Source organism: Bacillus sp. FSL W8-1127 (assembly GCF_038006725.1).
Taxonomy (GTDB): Bacteria; Bacillota; Bacilli; order Bacillales; family DSM-4216; genus Bacillus_O; species Bacillus_O smithii.
This window is the reverse complement of record NZ_JBBOVU010000001.1, coordinates 3,200,698-3,221,442: the sequence shown is the minus strand read 5'-3', so window position 1 is coordinate 3,221,442 and position 20,745 is coordinate 3,200,698. Positions and strand designations below refer to the sequence as shown.

Annotated in this window: 18 protein-coding genes and 1 riboswitch; of the genes, 10 read left to right on the top strand and 8 right to left on the bottom strand. The window is 41.2% G+C overall.

The window, feature by feature from the left end:
- The 4 genes from NST12_RS15090 (at window position 1) to NST12_RS15075 (ending at window position 3,872) form a co-directional block, all read left to right on the top strand.
- Window positions 1–1,617, top strand: a complete 1,617-nt coding sequence (locus NST12_RS15090) for a zinc ribbon domain-containing protein (protein WP_341101807.1) — start codon at window positions 1–3, stop codon at window positions 1,615–1,617.
- Between the two features lie 211 nt (window positions 1,618–1,828).
- Entirely contained in the window at window positions 1,829–1,963 is a 135-nt protein-coding gene (locus NST12_RS15085; RefSeq protein ID WP_004439483.1) for a hypothetical protein, read from the top strand.
- 311 nt (window positions 1,964–2,274) lie between these two features.
- Complete coding sequence (locus NST12_RS15080; RefSeq protein ID WP_270584257.1) at window positions 2,275–3,492, top strand: ammonium transporter; 1,218 nt, start codon at window positions 2,275–2,277, stop codon at window positions 3,490–3,492.
- A 26-nt stretch (window positions 3,493–3,518) separates the two neighbouring features.
- Complete coding sequence (locus NST12_RS15075) at window positions 3,519–3,872, top strand: P-II family nitrogen regulator (RefSeq protein WP_040341414.1); 354 nt, start codon at window positions 3,519–3,521, stop codon at window positions 3,870–3,872.
- Window positions 3,873–4,619: 747 nt separating this feature from the next.
- Here the strand turns inward: NST12_RS15075 and NST12_RS15070 are convergent.
- The gene (locus NST12_RS15070) at window positions 4,620–5,981 is read right to left on the bottom strand and encodes an IS4 family transposase (protein ID WP_341101804.1); all 1,362 of its coding nucleotides are present in this window, start codon (window positions 5,979–5,981) and stop codon (window positions 4,620–4,622) included.
- Window positions 5,982–6,259: 278 nt separating this feature from the next.
- Here NST12_RS15070 and NST12_RS15065 point away from each other — a divergent pair, with 278 nt between their 5' ends.
- Complete coding sequence (locus NST12_RS15065) at window positions 6,260–7,456, top strand: S-layer homology domain-containing protein (protein ID WP_341030273.1); 1,197 nt, start codon at window positions 6,260–6,262, stop codon at window positions 7,454–7,456.
- A gap of 145 nt (window positions 7,457–7,601) precedes the next feature.
- On the opposite strand, the gene NST12_RS15060 is transcribed toward NST12_RS15065, so the two are convergent.
- Complete coding sequence (locus tag NST12_RS15060; protein ID WP_004439475.1) at window positions 7,602–8,090, bottom strand: C40 family peptidase; 489 nt, start codon at window positions 8,088–8,090, stop codon at window positions 7,602–7,604.
- A gap of 364 nt (window positions 8,091–8,454) precedes the next feature.
- Between NST12_RS15060 and NST12_RS15055 the strand changes: the two genes are divergently transcribed.
- The gene (locus tag NST12_RS15055; protein ID WP_341101800.1) at window positions 8,455–11,664 is read left to right on the top strand and encodes an efflux RND transporter permease subunit; all 3,210 of its coding nucleotides are present in this window, start codon (window positions 8,455–8,457) and stop codon (window positions 11,662–11,664) included.
- Window positions 11,665–12,146: 482 nt separating this feature from the next.
- Window positions 12,147–13,934 carry a M3 family oligoendopeptidase gene (locus NST12_RS15050; protein WP_341101798.1) on the top strand — a complete coding sequence of 596 codons (1,788 nt, stop codon included), beginning with the start codon at window positions 12,147–12,149 and terminating at the stop codon, window positions 13,932–13,934.
- A gap of 105 nt (window positions 13,935–14,039) precedes the next feature.
- On the opposite strand, the gene NST12_RS15045 is transcribed toward NST12_RS15050, so the two are convergent.
- From NST12_RS15045 to NST12_RS15020, 6 genes are all read right to left on the bottom strand, one after another.
- Window positions 14,040–14,234: a YbdD/YjiX family protein gene (locus tag NST12_RS15045; RefSeq protein WP_004439467.1), complete on the bottom strand. Its 195-nt coding sequence runs from the start codon at window positions 14,232–14,234 to the stop codon at window positions 14,040–14,042.
- A 4-nt stretch (window positions 14,235–14,238) separates the two neighbouring features.
- Window positions 14,239–16,314 carry a carbon starvation CstA family protein gene (locus NST12_RS15040; RefSeq protein ID WP_341101795.1) on the bottom strand — a complete coding sequence of 692 codons (2,076 nt, stop codon included), beginning with the start codon at window positions 16,312–16,314 and terminating at the stop codon, window positions 14,239–14,241.
- A gap of 365 nt (window positions 16,315–16,679) precedes the next feature.
- On the bottom strand, window positions 16,680–17,429 hold the full coding sequence (locus NST12_RS15035; RefSeq protein WP_341101792.1) for an ABC transporter ATP-binding protein: 750 nt from the start codon (window positions 17,427–17,429) through the stop codon (window positions 16,680–16,682).
- Window positions 17,426–18,193, bottom strand: coding sequence for an ABC transporter permease (locus NST12_RS15030; RefSeq protein WP_327824151.1), 768 nt, complete (start codon window positions 18,191–18,193; stop codon window positions 17,426–17,428). The genes NST12_RS15035 and NST12_RS15030 overlap by 4 nt, the downstream gene beginning before the upstream one ends.
- Window positions 18,190–18,480, bottom strand: coding sequence for an MTH1187 family thiamine-binding protein (locus NST12_RS15025; protein WP_048624165.1), 291 nt, complete (start codon window positions 18,478–18,480; stop codon window positions 18,190–18,192). Before NST12_RS15025 ends, NST12_RS15030 begins: the two co-directional genes overlap by 4 nt.
- Entirely contained in the window at window positions 18,477–19,487 is a 1,011-nt protein-coding gene (locus tag NST12_RS15020; RefSeq protein WP_341101787.1) for an ABC transporter substrate-binding protein, read from the bottom strand. Before NST12_RS15020 ends, NST12_RS15025 begins: the two co-directional genes overlap by 4 nt.
- A 139-nt stretch (window positions 19,488–19,626) precedes the next feature.
- Window positions 19,627–19,736: riboswitch (TPP riboswitch) on the bottom strand.
- A gap of 226 nt (window positions 19,737–19,962) precedes the next feature.
- Here NST12_RS15020 and NST12_RS15015 point away from each other — a divergent pair.
- From NST12_RS15015 to NST12_RS15005, 3 genes are all read left to right on the top strand, one after another.
- Entirely contained in the window at window positions 19,963–20,178 is a 216-nt protein-coding gene (locus NST12_RS15015; RefSeq protein WP_004439433.1) for a DUF1659 domain-containing protein, read from the top strand.
- A gap of 21 nt (window positions 20,179–20,199) precedes the next feature.
- Window positions 20,200–20,418, top strand: coding sequence for a DUF2922 domain-containing protein (locus NST12_RS15010; RefSeq protein WP_004439431.1), 219 nt, complete (start codon window positions 20,200–20,202; stop codon window positions 20,416–20,418).
- A gap of 90 nt (window positions 20,419–20,508) precedes the next feature.
- On the top strand, window positions 20,509–20,652 hold the full coding sequence (locus NST12_RS15005; protein WP_004439428.1) for a YvrJ family protein: 144 nt from the start codon (window positions 20,509–20,511) through the stop codon (window positions 20,650–20,652).
- Window positions 20,653–20,745 lie beyond the last annotated feature (93 nt).

Here is a 20,745-nt window from a genome sequence, read left to right as displayed (position 1 = left end):
ATGTATTGTAAATCATGTGGTGCGGAAAATAGTGATTCTAGTAATTACTGTTGGCAAGATGGTGCGTATTTAGCGGGAGATGGAAGAGCGTATCAACTGCTAACGCCGAAAAATGAAAGTGTCTATTGTTCGAATTGCGGTGAAAAAGTGGCGGAAACGGACAATTATTGCCAATCCTGCGGCAAGGAGTTATTTCTTTATAAGGGTGCTGAACGGGAAAAGCAAATAAAACCTGCTGTTTCATTGGGATTTCCTGCTTTTCAATTTTCGTATTTAAAAAAAGCCTTTATTCCGTCTATTAGCGCTTTTATACTCATGTTAATTCTTAATGCTGCGTTATTTCTTTTTGAGCAGCACAAGTTTGATGACCTGATCCAAAACATAAGCGAAAACAATCAATATTTTAATTTTGTAGAGGATCTTTCTCGTGAAGTAAACACCGATTTATATCCATTAAGTCATCCAATAGGATTGACCGATGTCGTGATGTTTACTCATTTGGTGGAGCCTACCTTTCACTTTAGCGTCAATGGATCTGCAGGTTATGGAGACACAGGTTCAATGAAGGGAACATTACATATTGATACTTTGTTTTTATTATTGATTTTTATTCCGATTTTTTCCTCGTTTTGCATCGGGGTTTTCAAGGGACGGAAGCAACGGACTGATAGCTTTTATGAGCAAATCTATACAGTTGCAGCCATTGGATTGATTTACGGTATATTTTTAAGCGTGTTTTCTCTTTTTAGCGGTTTTTCATTTGATCGATCTTTTGCAAGTCAATATTATAAAATTCATTTGGACTTTCATACTTCTTATTCATTTATTCAATGCTTTTTTACGGGTGGCTTCATAGCAGCGATCTTTAGTTTGATCGGCATGTTATTTGCCAGAGATTACCGCCATTTTACCAGCCATTTAATCGGGAATGTATCATTTGGACATGCCATTCACCAAGGGTTTTCAACGTTTATTCGCGGACTCGTCAGTGTGATGGCGGTCACCGTTATCGTTGTTTTGATCCAAGTAAACAAGTGGAAGGAAAATTTAGCGCTCCTTTTAGATGTCTCTGGTATGGATAAAATGACGGAAAATACGTCTATGTTTGCCACATTAGTTGGAACGCAACTAGGGGCGTTCATTTGGAACTTATTGCATTTATCACCGCTCACTAATCATTGGAAATGGGAAGACAGCGAGGGGGAACTTACATATTCCTTGTTTTCCGGTTTAAATAGCTCACATCCGGAATTCCTTCCATCGGATGCGGATTTGATGAATTTACTGGATCCTCCCATTTATTTAAAACTTGCGGTTTTAATCCCCATTTTCTTGTGTCTTTTCGCCGGCTATCGGCTAACGATGAAAAATGGATTATCCTTTAAGGAAATCGCAGTTTTTAGTTTGACTTACAGTTTTTTTATGCTTTGTTTGGCCGGAATTTCTAATTGGACTGTAGGAACCACTTTCTTTTCATCTGATAATAATTTAGAACAGTCCTTTCATTTTTCTTTAGGATTTCATTTGTTTGGAGTCTTTATTCGCAGTTTGCTTTTTTCTTATCTGTTTGCCGTTTTGGGAGGCTATTTGGCCAAAAAGAAACACATCGTGAACTGAGTTGAGACAGAATAAAGAAAGTAAGCGTTGAGGCAAAGCTCGCTTGTAAGCTGGTCTCTGGAACGGAAAATACTTTTTTCGGAAAATCCCGGAGAAAGATCACTGACTCTGGCGCCATGAGGCAGTTGTTTCTTATTTGCGAACGATCGATTAAAAAACTTCTGCGGCGGGAAGAGTATAAGATAGAACACGGAAAATGGGGAGTGATAAGATGAAGAAATTAGCGTGGACAACGTTGGCTCTGGGAGCTGCCTATTTGCTTCGAAATAAAGAATCCCGCCAAAAACTCATGCGCCAGTTTCAAGGGCTTAATCCTAATTCTGGAAACAGCCGTAATGCTCGATAAAAGAGAACTCTTCCCTTCATTGGGAAGGGTTCTTTTTTTGTCCAAAATAAAAGGCGGTTTTTGAAGATTGTTCATATAGTTCTTTCTTGTTTTTTGGGATGGTCGCTAGGTAAAAAGAAGCAGTATTGAAGGTCGCAACACACATAGGATTTATTTTATGTAAGAAAAGCTAACGATGTGACTGATTTGAATACAGATTTTTCGGATTTTTTTCAATTTATAGTCTTGATTCAATAGGAATAACGTATTATGATAATAATACAGACATAATATGATAGAAAATATAACATAATAAAAAGGGGAGATGGGAAATGGATATCGCCACTTCTGCATTTATGTTTCTTGCTACGCTTCTTGTTTGGATTATGACACCTGGAATTGCATTATTTTACGGCGGAATGGTGAAAAGCAAGAATGTTTTAAGTACAACGATGCAAAGTTTCAGCTCTATCGCCATTGTTTCGATAATTTGGATTATAGCGGGTTATTCACTTGCTTTTTCCACTGGCGGAAATGCTCTTATCGGAAATTTAGATTGGGCGGGTCTGAAAGGAGTCTCTTTTAAGCCGAACCCGGATTATAGTTCTGATATTCCACATAATCTTTTTATGATGTTTCAGCTCACGTTTGCCATTTTGACAGTAGCGATTATTACAGGGGCTTTTGCGGAAAGGATGCGCTTCTCTTCTTATCTTATATTCATTACTTTATGGTCTTTGTTCGTTTATTCGCCTGTCGCTCATTGGGTGTGGGGCGTCGGCGGTTGGCTTCGCGAATTAGGTGTTCTTGATTTCGCCGGCGGGAATGTCGTTCATATTTCTTCAGGCGTCACAGGCCTTGTGCTGGCTATTGTATTAGGCAAACGTAAAGATGCGCAGAATACGACACCGCATAATTTGCCGCTTACCATTATGGGGGGAGCGCTCGTTTGGCTTGGCTGGTACGGTTTTAATGTCGGCAGTGCTTTGACCCTTAACGATGTAGCAATGATCGCTTTTATTAATACGAATACAGCGGCAGCTGCCGGTATTATTGGATGGGTAGTAGTGGAATGGCTGGTGAATAAAAAGCCGACGATGCTTGGAGCCGTTTCTGGCGCCATTGCTGGACTCGTAGCCATCACGCCCGCTTGCGGATTCGTAACACCGTTCGCTTCCATCATCATAGGACTTGTTGGAGGAGCCCTTTGTTTCTGGGGAGTTTCTTACTTAAAAGCAAAGTTAGGCTATGACGATGCTCTTGATGCATTCGGCTTACACGGAATCGGCGGTACTTGGGGAGGAATTGCTACCGGTTTGTTTTCCACCGTTTCTGTCAACTCTGCGGGGGTCAACGGATTGTTTTACGGCGGTGCCAGCTTGCTTTGGAAGCAGCTTGTAGCCATTGGCGCGACATATGTATTTGTTGCACTTGTTTCTTTTATCATTATTAAGGCAATCGGATTGGTCTTGCCGATTCGAGTGAACGAGGAAGAAGAAACGGTTGGGCTGGATATTACCATTCACGGTGAAAAGGCGTATCACGACTAATTTTTTATAGGGGTGTGGTGTTTGTTATGAGTGATGTATTGACGAAAATCGAAATCATTACCCGTCCTACCAAATTTGACGAATTGAGACAGGCTTTGGCCAAAATAGGCGTCAGCGGCATTACCGTAACCAATGCGCTTGGGTGCGGATTTCAAAAAGGGTTTACCGAGCTGTACCGCGGCAAGAAAAAAGAAGTTGACATGCACGAACGAATTAAAGTAGAAATTGTCGTATGCGAGGTGCCTGTCCAACAAGTCGTAGATACAGCCAGAAGTGTTTTGAATACCGGCAAACCAGGCGATGGAAAAATTTTCATCCACGAATTGGCCGACGCCATCAAAATACGAACAGGAGACACAGGCTGCGCCGCACTCAATTAAAGGGGCCAGACCCTCATGGTGCATTAAAGTATTAATGTATAGAAGTTTTGGTTGAGTTGGTTGGATGTTCATCTTGCTTTTGGTTTGAACGTTTTGTCATAAACAAACAGGGACCGGATGTGTGATTCCGGTCCCTGTTTGTTTGTGGTTGGTAAAAGTGCAGTCAAATATGGTGAGGATACCATCGATGTGTAGTGTCCGTAACAAATATTTAAAGGAAGTGAGCGTAAGTTTCTGATCTGAGGGAGATGAACTTCATAGAAGCTTGTTACATTGAGGAGTATGAAAAACAAGGTAAAGTTCTTACTGTCGAAGAAGTTACAAAGTAAAAAATAAATAGATGGATAGAAAGACTGTACTCTTTTCTAACAAGAAGGTTTGTTTCGTTTGGAATGTTAAAGTGTTTCTAGTGAAGATTAGAGAGTTGATCCACTAACTAATCATTTCTGAACTTGTCTCAGTGGTAACTTCATTTCTTGTTGGTTTCGATTCACCGAGGCTAATATGGTTTGTTTATGCAACATTAGTGATGATGAGGCTGCAAATAATTATATATTCAGTAGAGAAACAGGGTGGGAAAAAATAATGATTACGATTAAAAGACAAACTCCTTTTTAAATAAGAGCATATTCATTGACATTACTATTACTAAAAAAATATGCTACAAAAAAATTGATTCATGACATGGACAAGAGTGAGAGAAGGACAGGAATTATTGGAAACATTCTCTTTATTTATTTTAATTACTCAACTTTCGCACACAGTAATATTTAAGCATTGCTTGATATAATTAGGTATAGTAACCAACCATTTATTCATTTGATTTTTAAAGATGTCCATGTTTAAAGAAACCTTGGATTCCGCCAAAGTTTGGAAAAGGTCAATAAGCGATTGAAGGGCAGTAATAAAATCTATGTCTTTTACATCTTCGCAAAGGATGTAAAAAAGGTTGCTAATCGTCTTAGGATCCTCCTCTTTTCGCATTTGCCAGGCAATGAGAATATATCGTGTAAAAACAATGGTTGTATGGCTAATTAACATGTCGTATGAACGACCCTGGAATTCTTTCCCTAAATTTAAAAAGGATTTATTGCATTTGAAGAAGACTTCAATGTCCCAACGCATGCCGTAAATACGAATGATCTCTTCATTTTCTAATGTTGTATCTGTGCTGAGAATAGCAAGCCATTCGCTCCGTTTATTACGGTTTCGTACAAATAGAATTTTTACTGGAATTCCATTGTCTAAAGTAGCATAAACGGATCCGAGAATGTCTTTTTTACCCATGTGCGTTTTTGCCAATTTGTAAAGTTGATTCAGTGTGAAACGTTCACCATTGTAAACGTATCGCTGCTTTAATTGCTTCACCATGCCAATGACAAATAACCCTTTGTTCGTAATCTTCTCAATTAAAGGCGCTTGTGTAAACCAGGAATCCATGAGAACATAGTCAGCTATAATCCCTTTTTCAAGCGCATGATCAAGTAAAGCTGAAGCCACGTCCGGTTTTGATTTCAGAGCTTCCTGGCGACGCTTATAGCCAGATGTTCGTTTATCAATATTGGTATTGATTTCTTGCAGGCGATTTTCCTTTTTCGGTGAACTTAGAAGAGCAAAATCAACGGGAATAAAAGTAAAACTATCGGTCCAGCCAAGGGTAAGCATTTGAAACCCTTTCAAGTACTGATGGGTAGAGTGATCAAAAACCTTAGCCAACAGTTCAACCGACTTACTACGGTTTCTTGAAAAGACAGAATCATCAATCACAAAAGCTGTGACACGATCTTTTGAAGTTAATGGTTGAAGCAGACGGATCATTTCACTGCTTAATGAAAGCAGAAACTTTCTCCAATGATAGGTTGGTGTATTTAAAAAGCGATAGACTGTATCCTTTCCGGGCAGATCCTGAGATCGTTTACTCATAAAAGCACGAAACCAGTTCTTATATTGGAAGACTAAAAGAAAAATCAGTTTGAAAACAGTAAGACAAGAATACCCGGAAAGTTTCGTAATATTCGCTTTTCTTAAATGATATCCAATATTTAATTCGGAAAATCCTTGTTTAATTTCTTTTGGTAATTGCGCAAAGTAGTCTTTATTCGTTATCATAGTGGTGACACCTTTCTTTTGGATTTGGTTTCGTCACCAATATTTTACCAAAAGAATAGGTGTCTTTCTTTATGTTTTAAAAAATGTCAAATGATAATTTTGTACTTCCAAAACCCATTTACATCAAGCATTTAAACAAGATTTTGGACTGCGAAAGTTGAGTTAATTATAAAATTAAAAATTTTTAAATTTTCGGTTGAACTGGCAGTTATTAAATGATATATAGTGAATTATAACTATTAAAAATGTACTAATTTTACTATGAAGGGGAGCTGGATGTGAAAAAAAGATTCCTAGTATTTTTCGTTTTTTTCTTACTTATAGGTAATTTGTATTTGCCCAATATACAAGTTCATGCGAGCACACAGTATTTAGATGTTCCAAATAATTATTGGGCAAAAAAAGAGATTGAATATTTGGCGAATACTGGTATCATCAAAGGATATAAAAACGGCAATTTTGGAATTAATGAGAAAGTCACTCGTTCTCAAGCCGCAACAATGATTGTTCGTGCGTTAAAACTAGATATGAGAAATCGTCCTAATCCAGGTTTTCAAGATGTACCAAAAAATTATCCTGCCTATAAAGAAATTGCTACAGCGGTTGATGAAGGTATTTTCAGTAAAAGCAGAAAGTTTTATCCAAACAAATCACTAACTCGCGCTGAAATGGCAAAAGTACTAGTAAATGCTTTTCACCTAAAATTTGAGCAAGATGTTAATTATAAAGATGTTAATCCTAGTAATTGGAGCGCAAAGTTTATTAGTATTTTATCTACAAATGGTATTGCAATCGGTTACACAGATTTAACGTTTAAAGGTAGTCAGCCAATAACTAGGTCCCATTTTGCTGTATTTTTAGCAAGAGTACTAAATGAAAACTTTCGACCAAAGATCATTATTTTTCCAAAAAGAATTGCTCCGGATGTGTACTATCCAATAGTCAAAGGAATTGGAAGTACGGCTGAGGAAAAGATTAATAACGCACTTTATCAAAAAGGATTGCAAGGGAAACAAGCCTATCAAGAAGTTCAAAAATCGAAGCAAGATTACTCGGATGACCCTTTTTCAAAATATTATACATATAACATGACTTATGAAGTGATGAGAAGTGATTCCCAGTTTATTAGTATTAAGTTCAATGATTATTCTTATATGGGAGGAGCTCATGGGTTATACGATTATACTAGCTATAACTTTGAGACAAGTTCCGGAAAACAATACCATACTTTAAAAGAGTACTTTGGCAATTCATCTGATTATGTAAGTGTTATTAATAATGAAATAAGGAAAAAAATATATCAACGACAATTGACTGACCCGTATTATTTTGAAAACTTTGACTCAATTGACCCTGAAACAGATCGCTTTTATTTAACAAATAAAGGAGTTGGAGTTTACTTCTCCTTATATGAATATACTTCATTCGCTGAAGGGATCCCTGAGTTTGTTATACCATATAGTTATTTTGAATGATAAAGGGGCCTGACCCCCATGGTGCATTAAAGTATTAATGTATAGAAGTTTTGGTTGAGTTGGTTGGATGTTCATCTTGCTTTTGGTTTGAACGTTTTGTCATAAACAAACAGGGACCAGATGTGTGATTCCGGTCCCTGTTTGTTTATTTTTGTGAAAGTATTCTAGCTCCGGATGCAAAATACGGTTTCCAATATTTTGCTCCGAGGGGTTGGATTTTTACGCCTTTGCTCGTTGCGGCGATAAATTGACTATTACCTAAATAAATTCCAACGAAAGAAACTTTTTTGCCGTCCAGTTTAAAGAATACAAGATCGCCAGGCTGGAGGTGATTATAGTCTACCTTTTGGCCTTGTTTAAATTGATCAGCCACTGTGCGCGGTAATTTCACATTTGCTGATTTTAAGTAAACATATTGTACAAAACCGGATGCATCAAATCCTTTTTCGCTTGTACCACCGTATTTATAAGGTTTTCCAACCAGTGTTTTGGCGTAAGCGGCAACTTTATCCCCTTTTACAGGAGCTGCAGCTTCTGCTTTGCTTGACAGAGGCGCCAAAAGGAAAGATACGGCCAAAGTCAAAGCGGCTGCAAGAGAAAACGCCCATTTAGATTTTGATAGAACTGGAACCATCGTTATATTCAACCTCCTTAGGAAATAATGTACTCTAACGATTTTTATTATATTTATCTTTTTACAAAATTGCAATATAAATGTAATAAAAGTAACAAAACAACCAAAACATTCCTTTAAACATCCTTAATCGTGAATGGAAGAATCGAAAAGTGACAGATCAATAGAGATCAAATGAGGCCTGCCATTCATACAGTTTTATTTCAAATATATGGAAATTAAAATGAAAATGGTTTCATTTTAATCTTAAGGAATTATTCCTAATTCTTCCTTTCTATTCGTTGACGAATAGACACTAATCCAATTATGATAGTGTTAATATGAATAATGGATCATATATTATCCTAATAAAGGGGAAGAATCGATGAACAAAATTATTCACTTTGTGTTAAAGAACAAATTGGCAGTTTGGCTCATGACCATCATCGTGACGGTAGCAGGTCTGTATGCCGGACTAACGATGAAATTAGAAACAATTCCGAATATTAATACGCCTATTCTAACGGTAACGACCGCTTATCCAGGTGCAACCCCTGAAGAAGTGGCTGACAAAGTAACAAAGCCGATCGAGCAAGCACTTCAAAATTTAGACGGGGTGAACGTTGTCAGTTCTTCTTCCTTCGCAAATGCATCTTCTGTCCAAGTGGAGTATACATATGAGAAAAATATGGATGATGCTAAGAGAGAGGCGGAACAAGCCCTTTCTGATGTGCAGCTTCCTGATGGCGTCAAAAAACCTGACATCAAAAAGCTGAGCATCAATGAAATTCCTATTCTTTCGTTAAGCTTATCGAGTGACAAAGAATCGTTGTCGCAATTAACGAAAAAAGTACAAGAAGATATTGTGCCGAAGCTTGAAAGAATCGACGGAGTCGCGAATGTGCAAATAAGCGGACAACAAGTAAATGAAGTCCAAATCGACTTTAATCAGGAAAAACTGAAAAAGTACGGTTTGGATGAAGAATCCGTTCAAAACTTTATTAAAGGCTCCAATGTCTCTCTTCCTTTAGGATTATATACGTTTCATAACAGCGAAAAATCGGTCAAAGTAGACGGAAATATTTCCACCATTAAAGATTTAAAAAACATGGAAATTCCGATTGGACTATCGGCAGGAGCATCTATGGGAACCGGACAATCTTCCCAAGTGCAGCCGGGTTCATCTCAAGGTGGATTACAAGGCGCCGGGCAACAGTCAACCGCCGTCCGAGGACCGCAGCAAGGAAATGTTTCGTCGGCCGGTATTCCGACCGTGAAATTATCGGATATAGCTGATATCAAGCTAGTCGGAAAAGCGGAATCTTTTTCCCGCACAAACGGGAAAGAGTCGATCGGACTGGAAATTGTGAAAGCGGCTGATGCCAATACGGTGGATGTGGCGAATGCCGTTAAAGATAAAATGAATGAAATCAAAGGGAAAAACAAAGATCTTCACGTTATTACGGCAATGGATCAGGCTAAGCCTATAGAAGAATCTGTGCATACAATGCTCAATAAAGCTGTTTTCGGGGCAGTATTTGCGGTGCTTATAATTCTTTTATTCTTGCGAAATATTAAATCGACGCTCATTGCCGTTATTTCCATCCCGTTGTCTCTAGTCATCTCTTTGTTTGTTTTGAAACAAATGAATATCACACTCAACATGATGACTCTTGGGGCGATGACGGTAGCCATTGGACGGGTAGTGGATGATTCGATCGTTGTCATTGAAAATATTTACCGGAGAATGTCCTTAAAAGAAGAAATATTGAAAGGAAAAGAGCTAATCCGGGAAGCAACGAAAGAGATGTTTATTCCTATCATGTCATCCACCATTGTTACGATTGCGGTATTTCTGCCTCTCGCTCTTGTTAAAGGAATGATTGGCGAGCTGTTTTTGCCTTTTGCATTGGCGATCGTGTTCTCGCTGCTGGCTTCTTTGCTGGTTGCCATTACCATCGTGCCAATGATGGCGAGCATATTGTTTAAAAAAGGGATTCATCGTCCAGAACAGCTAAAGTCAGGACAACCTAATAAATTATCGTCCTTCTATAAACGGGTATTAAATTGGGTGTTAAATCATAAGTTTATTTCATCGGCAGTAGCCATTTTACTGTTGATCGGAAGTTTATGCTTGATCCCGGCCATCGGTGTCAGCTTCCTTCCGAATATGGGGGACAAAATGGTGGTGGCCACATACACGCCGGCTCCGGGCGAGACGTTTGCAGACGTCAAAAAAGTGTCGCTTAAGGCAGAGGATTATTTACGCGGTCGAAAAGGAGCGGAAATCGTTCAGTTTTCAGTGGGCAGCGATAATCCGATGAATCCGGGACAAAGCAACAGTGCCATTTTCTTTGTTCAATACGACAAAGACACAAAAAATTTTGATAAAGAACCGGATCGAGTGATTAAACACCTGCAAACTTTAGGTGGAAAAGGGGAATGGAGCACCCAAGATTTCTCAGCGAGCGCAGGCAATAATGAAGTAACGGTGTATGTTTACGGAAATGATATGAAAGAGATTACCCCTGTAGTTGATCAAATAGAAAAGAAAATGAAAGAGCAAGGGGATTTTAAAGACGTGGAGGCAAGTACGGCTAAAACGTACGATGAATATGTGCTCGCAGTAAACCAACAGAAATTAAGTCAATTAGGGCTGACAGCCAGCCAAATTGCGATAGCTCTGAATCAACAGAGCGATCAGCCGGCTTTAACCACTGTTAAAGAAAAGGGTCAAGAGCTCAATGTTTATGTGGAAAACAACAAGAAAAACTATCAATCTGTTCAAGATTTAACGAATCAAACAGTACAATCACCGCTTGGAATGGACGTTCCAATCAAACAACTCGTCAATGTGAAAGAAGGAAAAACATCCGATACGGTCACGCGCCGAGATGGACGTTATTCTGTTCAGGTGAGCGGAAAAGTGAAAGAGGACGATATTTCTAAAGCTTCCATGAATCTGCAAAAGAGACTTGATCAAATTCATCACCCGTCAAGCGTTGATATTTCAATGGGCGGGGTGACAGAGGATGTAAAAGATTCGTTTACGAAGCTTGGATTGGCAATGGCTGCGGCAATTGCGATTGTGTATCTTGTTCTTGTGATCACTTTTGGTCAAGGTTGGGCGCCGTTTGTGATTTTATTCTCGCTGCCATTTGCGATCATTGGCGCTTTAGTGGCATTGTTCATTGCGGGACAAACCATCAGCGTTTCAACAATGATAGGTGCGCTGATGCTGATCGGAATTGTAGTAACGAACGCCATTGTTTTGATTGACCGAGTGATTCATAAAGAACGGGAAGGTCTCAGCACCAGGGAAGCGCTGCTGGAGGCGGGCGCCACTCGTATCCGTCCGATTTTAATGACAGCAATCGCTACGATTGGTGCATTAATTCCTCTCGCGATCGGTATGGAAGGAAGCGGATTGATCTCTAAAGATCTCGGCATCACTGTCATTGGCGGATTGACAAGTTCGACTTTGCTGACATTGCTCATTGTTCCAATCGTCTATGAATGGATGAGCAAATTGAGAAGAAAACGTTTTTTCAAACGTAAAAAGTCCGTCACTTCTGAGCAGATCGACCACGCATAAGATTGATGATTCGAAAGGAGGTCTAGCGCCATTGGGCAGCTAGGCCTCTTTTTTACCGGAAATTTCCTCTATACTCATTAGCCGCAATGGGATTTAAAAGGATGTTGAAGACTTTTTATGTCAAACTTGAGGATGATCGTATCAGTTTTCAAGAGAATTCGTGAACGATCAGTGATGAATGAGAACTCTTTTTTCTCAAATGAAAAGATACTGAGATTTGATCGATCTTCCATCGCTGTGGATATCATGAACCGCAGAGCAGGAAGAGCCTTTTTTGTGATGATGGATAAAGTGTCTCCGGAATGAATTTGAGCGATTCTTCTGACGAAACGGATGCACGGCCATCTGCTGTTTAATTGCTTTATGAACGGTTGAATGTATCCATTGGAAAGTGCATCCATTTTTGAGCACAAGAGAGGAATTTTTTTCATAAAAGGTGAATAATAATAAAGAATGTGGATTGACTAAGAGGAGGATAGGCAATGACAAATACATCTTATTCTGATGTATGGGATTTGAACTCTATATTTCCGGGCGGAAGTGAATCGCCTGATTTTCGTCGATTTTTAGACGACTTAAAAGGGAAAGTGAACATATTTTCTGATATGGTTTCTAACGGTCAACCGTTGAAATCAGTGAATGAAAGCGAGAAAACTGCCTTTCTAAAATACATAGAATCTATCAAAAGTATATTGGTGGATTTGGAGGAAGCGGAGTCTTTTATCAGCTGCTTGGAAGCTGAAAATACATCCGATCCGAAAGCCGGAGCTTTGCGAAACGAACTAACATCCCTTGCTGCCGAGTACCAAACAAGCTTTGTGTTGTTTCAGCAGATTCTCAGCCAAACAAAAGAGGATGTTTGGGCACAGTTGGTTCAAGACGAATCTTTAAAAGAAATCGAATTTGTGCTGAATGAATGGCGCGAAGAAGCCCGTGAAAAGCTTTCAACAAAAGAAGAGGCTTTAATCGAGGCCCTCGCGGTTGACGGCTATCATGGCTGGGGACAGATGTACGATTCAATGGTCGGCGGCATGCAAGTGACAGTGGGGGGAAAGACGCTTTCGATCGGCCAGGCCAATAATCTGTTTTCTGAGCCGGACCGCAGCCTCAGAAAAGAAGCGTTTGAAAAGCTGGAAAAAGCATGGGAAGAAAAAGAAGGATTATTCGCTGATATTTTGAATCATTTGGCCGGATTTCGTTTAAATGTTTATCGAAAAAGAGGATGGGAGTCGTTCCTGAAAGAGCCTTTAGAGGGGAATCGCATGTCGAAAGCAACACTCGATGCGATGTGGAAGGCCATTGCGAAACATAAAGAACCATTTGTCCGCTACTTGCGTCGGAAAGCGGAGCTTCTTGGGGAGGAAAAGATCGCTTGGTATGACCTTGAAGCGCCCATTGCTTCTGCAGCAGAGAAACGATCTTATTCTGAAGGGGCCGCTTTTATCATTCGCCATTTTGCGAAATTCGGACCGAAGCTTTCGGCATTTGCCAAGCACGCATTGGAGTCTTCTTGGATTGAAGCGGAAGATCGACCCGGAAAACGTCCGGGAGGATTTTGCACCACTTTCCCGAAAACGGAAGAATCGCGCATTTTTATGACGTATTCTGGCACTCTTGAAAGTGTAGCGACCCTTGCTCATGAATTGGGGCATGCTTTTCACTCCGATGTCCTGCGGCCGCTCAATATTTTAAATCGCCAGTATGCCATGAATGTAGCAGAAACGGCTTCTACTCTTGCCGAAATGATTGTCTCTGATGCCGCCTTGCAAGAAGCGGAAACGAAACAAGAAAAAATCGCTTTGCTGGAAGATAAAGTTCAGCGCAGCGTTTCCCTGCTCATGAATATACATGCTCGCTTTCTGTTTGAAACTCGCTTTTATGAAGAACGTCAAAAAGGAGTCGTATCCGCGGAAAGATTAAATGCTTTGATGGAGGAGGCGCAGCAGGAAGCGTTCGGCGGCGCTCTCGGTGTGACCCATCCGCATTTTTGGGCTTCCAAGCTTCATTTTTATTTAACGGATGTACCTTTTTACAATTTTCCGTATACTTTTGGCTATTTATTGGCCTTAAACATTTACGCGAGGGCTTTGGAAGAAGGGGCGGAGTATGAAGAAAAATATATCGCTCTGCTTCGTGATACAGCGGTTATGAAAGTCGAAGATTTAATCAAAAAGCATTTAGGAGAAGATCCGACAAAAGAAGAATTTTGGGAAAAGGGGATCCGCTTCTGCATTCAAGACGTCGAAGATTTCTTGCAGTTAATAGAATAAAAAAGAGGGCCCCGTCCGCTGGAACTACACCTCCAATTGTTCGTTGTGTCCAACAATTGGGGTGCAGTTCACGCTTTAACGGCAACGGGGTCCTTTCTAAACAAGTCAGCAGCAGCGATTCACTTTGCCGCTTTCATATCGTTCTTTCAAGGCAAACAGATAATATTCTTTTTCAGACATTATCGGTTTGTCAGGATGCGCCTTTTGGTGATGCTCCAAGTACAATTCGTAGTTAGGAAGTCCAAAAATCGTTTTGATGTTGCATCTTGTTTTTTTGATCCATGTCCTTACTTTTTCCAAAATGTTAACCTCCGATCGAAGTGTTCGAATATTTGGATTGAACAAACGGAGCTTCTCTCAATTCAATCTTTTGCTTTTTGATGATAATGCTGTACCATACCCGGATGGAATCAAGAATCAATAGAATGACGATAGCGATAAAGATTGCTGTAATGACAGCATCTAGCCGGTCGTTAAATACAATCTGCTTCATGACATCCATATTGGGGGCAGGTGCCAGTACTTGACCTGCGTCAATGGCTTTTTGATAAATTTTTGCGTGCGCCAAAAAGCCGATAGCCGGTACAGATGAGAACAGCTTCATGAAGGCAGCAACCAATGTGGTGACGCACAAGAAAACGAAAGGCACGATTGTGACCCAGCTGTATTTGGCTTTGCCCATTTTAATAATTAACGTAGTTCCCACGGCCAGCGCGATCGCAGCAAGCATTTGGTTGGAAATTCCAAACAGCGCCCAAAGCGAGTTGATTCCTCCGAATGGGTCGATCGCTCCTTGATACGTAATGTAAGCCCAACAGAGCGTAATCAGTGCGGATGCAATGATATTGTACAAATAATGATCAGTTCGCCCGAACGGTTTATAAAAGTTGCCGATAAAATCTTGCAGCATGAAACGACCGATTCTCGTTCCTGCGTCAATGGTCGTTAAAATGAAAACCGCTTCAAACAGAATGGCAAAGTGATACCAGAATGCTTTAGCCCCTGAAAGGAAATTCGTAAAAATTTCGGCCATTCCCACGGCCAGCGTCGGCGCTCCTCCGGTACGAGACATAATCGTCGCTTCTCCAATTTCTTTAGCCGCATTCGTAATTTCATCGGGGGTGATTTGGAATCCCCATGAAGAGATGACAGATGCGGCGTGAGCAGCGTCAGTTCCGATCACCGAAGCCGGAGCGTTCATGGCAAAATATAGTCCCGGATGGATAGCGCAGGCGGCGATCAAGGCCATAATGGCGACCCCTGATTCCATCAGCATGGCTCCGTATCCGATGGTGCGTGCATGGGATTCCTTTTCAATCATTTTAGGCGTCGTTCCCGAAGCAACGAGAGCGTGAAATCCGGAAACCGCCCCGCAGGCGATGGTAATAAATAAGAACGGGAACAAATTACCGGCAAAGACCGGACCTGAGTCGTCAATAAAACGGGACACCTTTGGCATTTGCAAATCAGGAAGAACGACAATGATACCGACAGCCAACAGTACGATGACTCCGATTTTCAGGAAAGAACTCAAATAGTCCCGTGGCGCCAACAGCAGCCATACAGGCAAAATGGAAGCGATAAAACCGTAAATCCCAATCATGATGGCAAGTTGAGGCGCTGTAAACGTAAACATTTTGGCTAAAACAGGAGACTCAGCCACAAACTGACCGCCCCAAAGCGCCAACATTAACAGAACGATTCCGAGCAGCGATCCTTCCAGCACTCGTCCCGGACGGATGAAGCGCATGTAGAGACCCATCAAAATGGCGATTGGAATCGTGGAAGCAATAGTGAAGACTCCCCAAGGGGAATTGACAAGCGATTTCACGACAACTAATGCCAGAACGGCGATGAGAATGATCATAATGGCAATAACGCCGATAGAAGCAATTAGCCCCCCAAAAGGACCTACCTCTTCTTTGGCAATTTGTCCAAGCGATTTTCCGTCACGACGCATGGACCCCATCAAAATCACGGCATCTTGGACAGCTCCACCGAGCACGACACCGATAATAATCCAAAGCATCCCCGGTAAATATCCCATTTGAGCTGCCAAAATCGGACCTACAAGAGGACCGGCCCCTGCAATGGCTGCAAAATGGTGGCCAAACAGCACCCACTTGTTGGTCGGAACAAAATCTTTTCCATCGTTGTGAATTTCAGCAGGAGTTGCCCGCTGATCATTCAGCGCAAAGATTTTATTGGCAATAAATTTACTGTAAAAACGATAAGCTACGGCGTAGCAGGATACTGCGGCTACTACTATCCAAGCGGCGGAAACGGTTTCATTATTGGCCAGCGCGAGAATGGCTAGCGCCGATGCGCCTAAAATGGAAACAGCCGTCCAAATGATAATAGAAATAATTCCGTTTTTCATAGAAGTACCTCCCTGTAGAAAGAAAATAATTTAAATATTCAATTTTAAATATATTCTAACTTTTTTGCTTCTTTTCTTCCAGATAAATTTTTCATTTTTTTCAAGTTTTTTTGCTTCTGTTCTATAACAGTTCCATATTATGTAATATTAGGAAAATAGTTCTTTGGATAGATAGATCAAAAGGCGAGGAAATTCGTTTTCACCATGACCTGTATCGAAATAATTGGAAAAATTTGATTTGACTCTTCCATCAAAAGCGGCCATTCACCATGGTTTTAAAAAAACGAGAACAGCCATACAGGCTGTCCTCGTTTGGATAGCAATGCTCGGCACTTTTATGAAAGGACTCTCCGTCCATCGAGATCTCAAAATCCGGTCGTCTTTTCGCCTCGAAGAATTTCATAAATGTTTCTTTTCCAATCAAAAAATTCACTTTCCAAAAAAAGCGATGACTGACGCGGTCTTGGAAATGGCACGGAAATATCTGCCAGCATTCGTGCCGGCCGTTCGGAAAATATCAGAATTCGATCCGATAAAAACAGCGCTTCTTCAATATTATGAGTGATAAACAAAACCGTTCTTCGGTATTGCTCCCAAATCGACATCAACCACTTTTGCATTTCCAAGCGCGTAAATTCATCTAAAGCCGAAAAGGGTTCGTCTAAACACATAAGCGATTGCGGACTGATCAAAGCGCGCAAAAAAGAAGCTCTTTGCTGCATTCCGCCGGATAGTTGATGGGGGTAGGATTTCTCGTGGCCTTCAAGACCGGCTGCCGCCAGCATGTTTCTAGCTTTTTCTACCTCTCTTTTTCCTGTCAGTTCTTGTCCAAGAAGCACATTATCCAGCAAGTTTCTCCATGGAAGGAGAGAAGGATGTTGAGGCATAAAGCTTACGTGTCCTTTTTGACCGGTGATGTTTTTTCCGTCCAACACAATCTCTCCGCTGTCTGGCACGATAATGCCTCCGATTAAATGAAAGAGAGTGGTTTTCCCGCTTCCCGAAGGCCCTAATATGGATACAAATTCCCCTTTTTGGAGGGAAAAGGAGAGATCCTGGATAACCGGCTTGTTTTCAAAGCTTTTATATACATGTTTCACTTCCAGGTGGGTCACCTTTTATCGTCTCCTTTCGGCTGCCATTTCATCAGCCTCTTTTCTAACAGGACGATAGCGAGAAAGAAGAGGAGGCTCAATGCCATAATGACAAATATCGCGACAAACACTTTTTCCGTTTGAAAAGAGGAGGAAGCAATCGTCATGAAGACGCCGATCCCTTCTTGAGCGCCGATCCATTCCGAAACTACTGCTCCCATTACGCTGTAGGCAGCGGAAATTTTTAATCCGGAAAATATGGACGGAAGGCTTCCGGGAAGCTCCAGTTTTAAGAATAATTGCGATTTCGTAGCTCCTGCCATTTCCATATAATACCTCAGTTCATGCGGCACTTGCCGGAAACCGTCCAGGGCAGCGACGGCCACTGGGAAAAAGCAAAAGAGAGTAATTATAATGATTTTCGGAAGAATTCCAAACCCAAACCAGATCACGAGCAGAGGCGCCAATACAATAATCGGGATATTTTGAGACAAAATCAGAAACGGGTATACCGCTTCTTTAAGTTTTGGCAGCAAATGAAGACAAACGGCAGCTAAAAAGCCAAACCCGCAGCCGATCAAATAGCCGGTTAACGATAGTTTTACAGTAGCGATAAAATGCGGAAGAAAATCCGGAAAAACTTTCACTCCAGTTTTGACAATGGCGGAAGGGGCGGGCAGCAGCCAGTTGGGAATATTCACGAGACGGGTTATCGTTTCCCAGACAGCTAAGAAAAGGAGGAGGATCGCAGCGGAGCGACCTCCCTTTGAAAAAATGCGTTTCATCGATATTTCTCCGTCAATTCATCCATGGTTATCCCATCTGGCCGAAATAAAATTTTCACCTGTGAAATAACGCTTGGACATCCTGCTTCCACCATTTTTTCATTCATTTTTTGAATAATGGGAAGTAAATCTTCCAAGTTTCCTTCCATTGTCGTTTCCAGCGGATGGACTTCATATTTCACTCCTGAGTTGGCTATCACTTCTATCGCTTCATCCACATAGGGGATCACGTCTTCTCCATTTTTGGTATGGGGAATGATTTGAATACTGACTAATGAATTGCTCATTTTTCTCCTCCTTTTGCATTCGGCAAGAATTGATTTGTGAAGGCTTTTTGGACGTCAATTCGCTTGTCTAATACGTGATGGTCGTACATCCAATCAGTGTAGTTTTCCCAAACTTCTTTCTTTTGCTCTCCCCAGCGCGGGGCATCATCTTGATATCTTGGGGAAAGCCATTCTTGGCTCTTCATGACGAGCTTTTTATCCAAATCGGGAGCTCCTTTTAACAACAAATTGGCCGCTTCTTTTGGATGGTCGATGGCATACGTATAGCCTTCAGAAACAGCAGCCATAAATTTTTTGGCGATATCGGGCTGGGTTTGAATCAGTTTTTCGTTCGTGATGATGACAGGGGTGTAGTAATCTAGTTTTTTGGAAAAATCCTTCAGATACAACATGTTGAGTTTTTCCCCTTTTAATTCGGCGTCGATTCCTTCCCATCCGTAAAAAATCCAGGCAAAGTCAACATCCCGTTTTACAGCGGTTAAAAAGTCGGTATTACCGATATTGAGAAATTTCACTTTGTTAACATCAGCTTTTTGCAGCTGCATGATCGATTGTATAACCGCTTTTTCAACAGGAGATCCCCAACTGCCGTATGTTTTTCCTTCAAAGTCTTTCGGTGATTGGATATGCTTGGCTACAGGAGAAGCAAATCCGGATGTATTATGCTGGATCACAGCTGCGATGGATACGAGCGGAATTCCTTGAGCACGCGCTTGTGTTACCTCTTCTTGCGAGCTGATCCCAAATTGAGCTTTTCCGGAAGCTACCAGTTGATTCGGTCCGCTTTCTCCAGGCTGCAAAATCGTGACATCAAGACCGTGTTTTTGGAAAAATCCTTTTTCTTTCGCCACGTAAAGACCGGTGTGGTTGGTGTTGGGCGTCCAGTCAAGTACAACAGACACTTTTTTTACATCTTTCGTGTCTTTGGCTGTTTGATCTTTTCCCCCTTGTTGGCCACAGCCGGCAAGAAGAAAAACAGCCGACAGAGCAAGAAGCCATTTTTTCATTTTTGTTCCTCCTAATCTATTTTTTAAGATGTTGAACCGCAATCAGGCAAAAGTCAATCTTTTCATGGAGGCAAATGGGAACAAAAGAAAAGCGTCCGGGTTGATCCCGAACGCCATATTTTCAAACAAGAAAAAACCGCCTGTTTGAGAATATGTTCCCTACGCTGGCATCAACCAGATCAGGTTCGAAGGGTCAGCATCTAGCGGATGCTTTCTCAGCCGGCACTACCGGCTCCCCTACAAATTCTCATCTTGGACCTATCAGCGCAAGATTCAACTTTCCGCTGATTGTGGTTACGTTATTCCATTTTCTATTTTTTAGTATGACTGAAAAATCTTTTCTTGACAAGGGGTTTAAACAGAAGAGTGCATATGCCGCGTTTTGAGTTTTCAGAGTTTTAGAGAGATAGAGTTACTTGCACGGTGTCTTGTCCGGTCATTTTTTTCTATATAAGGAGTGAAAGGAGGGGAGAACATGGCAGAAGCTAATTTGAAAGCATCGAGTTTGCGGTTGGTGTTCGATTATGGTTTGGATGAAAAAGGAAAGCCGGTTTATAAAGCGAAGACTTTTTCCAACATCCGGTTGGAAGCGACACCGGATCAGTTGAGCCAAGCTGCCAATGCTTTAGGTTCGTTGTCGGATAAGCCGCTTGTGAGAGTCGAACGCAGTGATCAGTCGGACATTTTGTAATGAATGAAGGAGGGGAGAAATATGGCTAAAACGCTTGAACTGCAGTTTAAAACGGAACTTGGGAAAACAGCGTCCATTACGGTGGACAGTCCGAAAGAAACGCTCAGTCCTGCAGAGATGAAAATGGCCATGACCAGCATCATCGCGGCTAACATTTTCCAAACGCCAAACGGTTCATTGGTTGGAATCCAAGGTGCGCGGTTGGTAGAACGTAATACTACTGACTATTCACTTGAGTAATTTCCGGTCCATCCATGATGAATGATCCCGTATGATAGGTTCATGCGGGATCATTCTTTCCGAACATTGACGAAGAATAGGAGGGGGAAAATGGAACAATTACTTTCATTCATCCAAGATGTAGGGTTTCCGATCGTGGTGACATTTTATCTGTTGTATCGTGTGGAGACGAAGCTGGATGACGTTATCCATTCGATTCAAACCCTCCCCGAACGGATGCGGATGAAAGCTTAGCCTTAAACCGATTCCATTCCAATGGCAGAGCCCTGCGCCTTTGAATCTATTGGTAGAGGCCGGGGCTCTTGTCTTTCAACGACATCAAAAGGG

What these genes read in the sequence shown, in the direction of transcription:
- NST12_RS15080 (WP_270584257.1), top strand. Translation starts at nt 2,275, where the DNA reads ATGGATATCGCCACTTCTGCATTTATGTTTCTTGCTACGCTTCTTGTT.
- NST12_RS15070 (WP_341101804.1), bottom strand. Translation starts at nt 5,981, where the DNA reads ATGATAACGAATAAAGACTACTTTGCGCAATTACCAAAAGAAATTAAA.
- NST12_RS15015 (WP_004439433.1), top strand. Translation starts at nt 19,963, where the DNA reads ATGGCAGAAGCTAATTTGAAAGCATCGAGTTTGCGGTTGGTGTTCGAT.
- NST12_RS15005 (WP_004439428.1), top strand. Translation starts at nt 20,509, where the DNA reads ATGGAACAATTACTTTCATTCATCCAAGATGTAGGGTTTCCGATCGTG.
- NST12_RS15090 (WP_341101807.1), top strand. Translation starts at nt 1, where the DNA reads ATGTATTGTAAATCATGTGGTGCGGAAAATAGTGATTCTAGTAATTAC.
- NST12_RS15060 (WP_004439475.1), bottom strand. Translation starts at nt 8,090, where the DNA reads ATGGTTCCAGTTCTATCAAAATCTAAATGGGCGTTTTCTCTTGCAGCC.
- NST12_RS15075 (WP_040341414.1), top strand. Translation starts at nt 3,519, where the DNA reads ATGAGTGATGTATTGACGAAAATCGAAATCATTACCCGTCCTACCAAA.
- NST12_RS15030 (WP_327824151.1), bottom strand. Translation starts at nt 18,193, where the DNA reads ATGAAACGCATTTTTTCAAAGGGAGGTCGCTCCGCTGCGATCCTCCTC.
- NST12_RS15085 (WP_004439483.1), top strand. Translation starts at nt 1,829, where the DNA reads ATGAAGAAATTAGCGTGGACAACGTTGGCTCTGGGAGCTGCCTATTTG.
- NST12_RS15025 (WP_048624165.1), bottom strand. Translation starts at nt 18,480, where the DNA reads ATGAGCAATTCATTAGTCAGTATTCAAATCATTCCCCATACCAAAAAT.
- NST12_RS15020 (WP_341101787.1), bottom strand. Translation starts at nt 19,487, where the DNA reads ATGAAAAAATGGCTTCTTGCTCTGTCGGCTGTTTTTCTTCTTGCCGGC.
- NST12_RS15055 (WP_341101800.1), top strand. Translation starts at nt 8,455, where the DNA reads ATGAACAAAATTATTCACTTTGTGTTAAAGAACAAATTGGCAGTTTGG.
- NST12_RS15010 (WP_004439431.1), top strand. Translation starts at nt 20,200, where the DNA reads ATGGCTAAAACGCTTGAACTGCAGTTTAAAACGGAACTTGGGAAAACA.
- NST12_RS15050 (WP_341101798.1), top strand. Translation starts at nt 12,147, where the DNA reads ATGACAAATACATCTTATTCTGATGTATGGGATTTGAACTCTATATTT.
- NST12_RS15040 (WP_341101795.1), bottom strand. Translation starts at nt 16,314, where the DNA reads ATGAAAAACGGAATTATTTCTATTATCATTTGGACGGCTGTTTCCATT.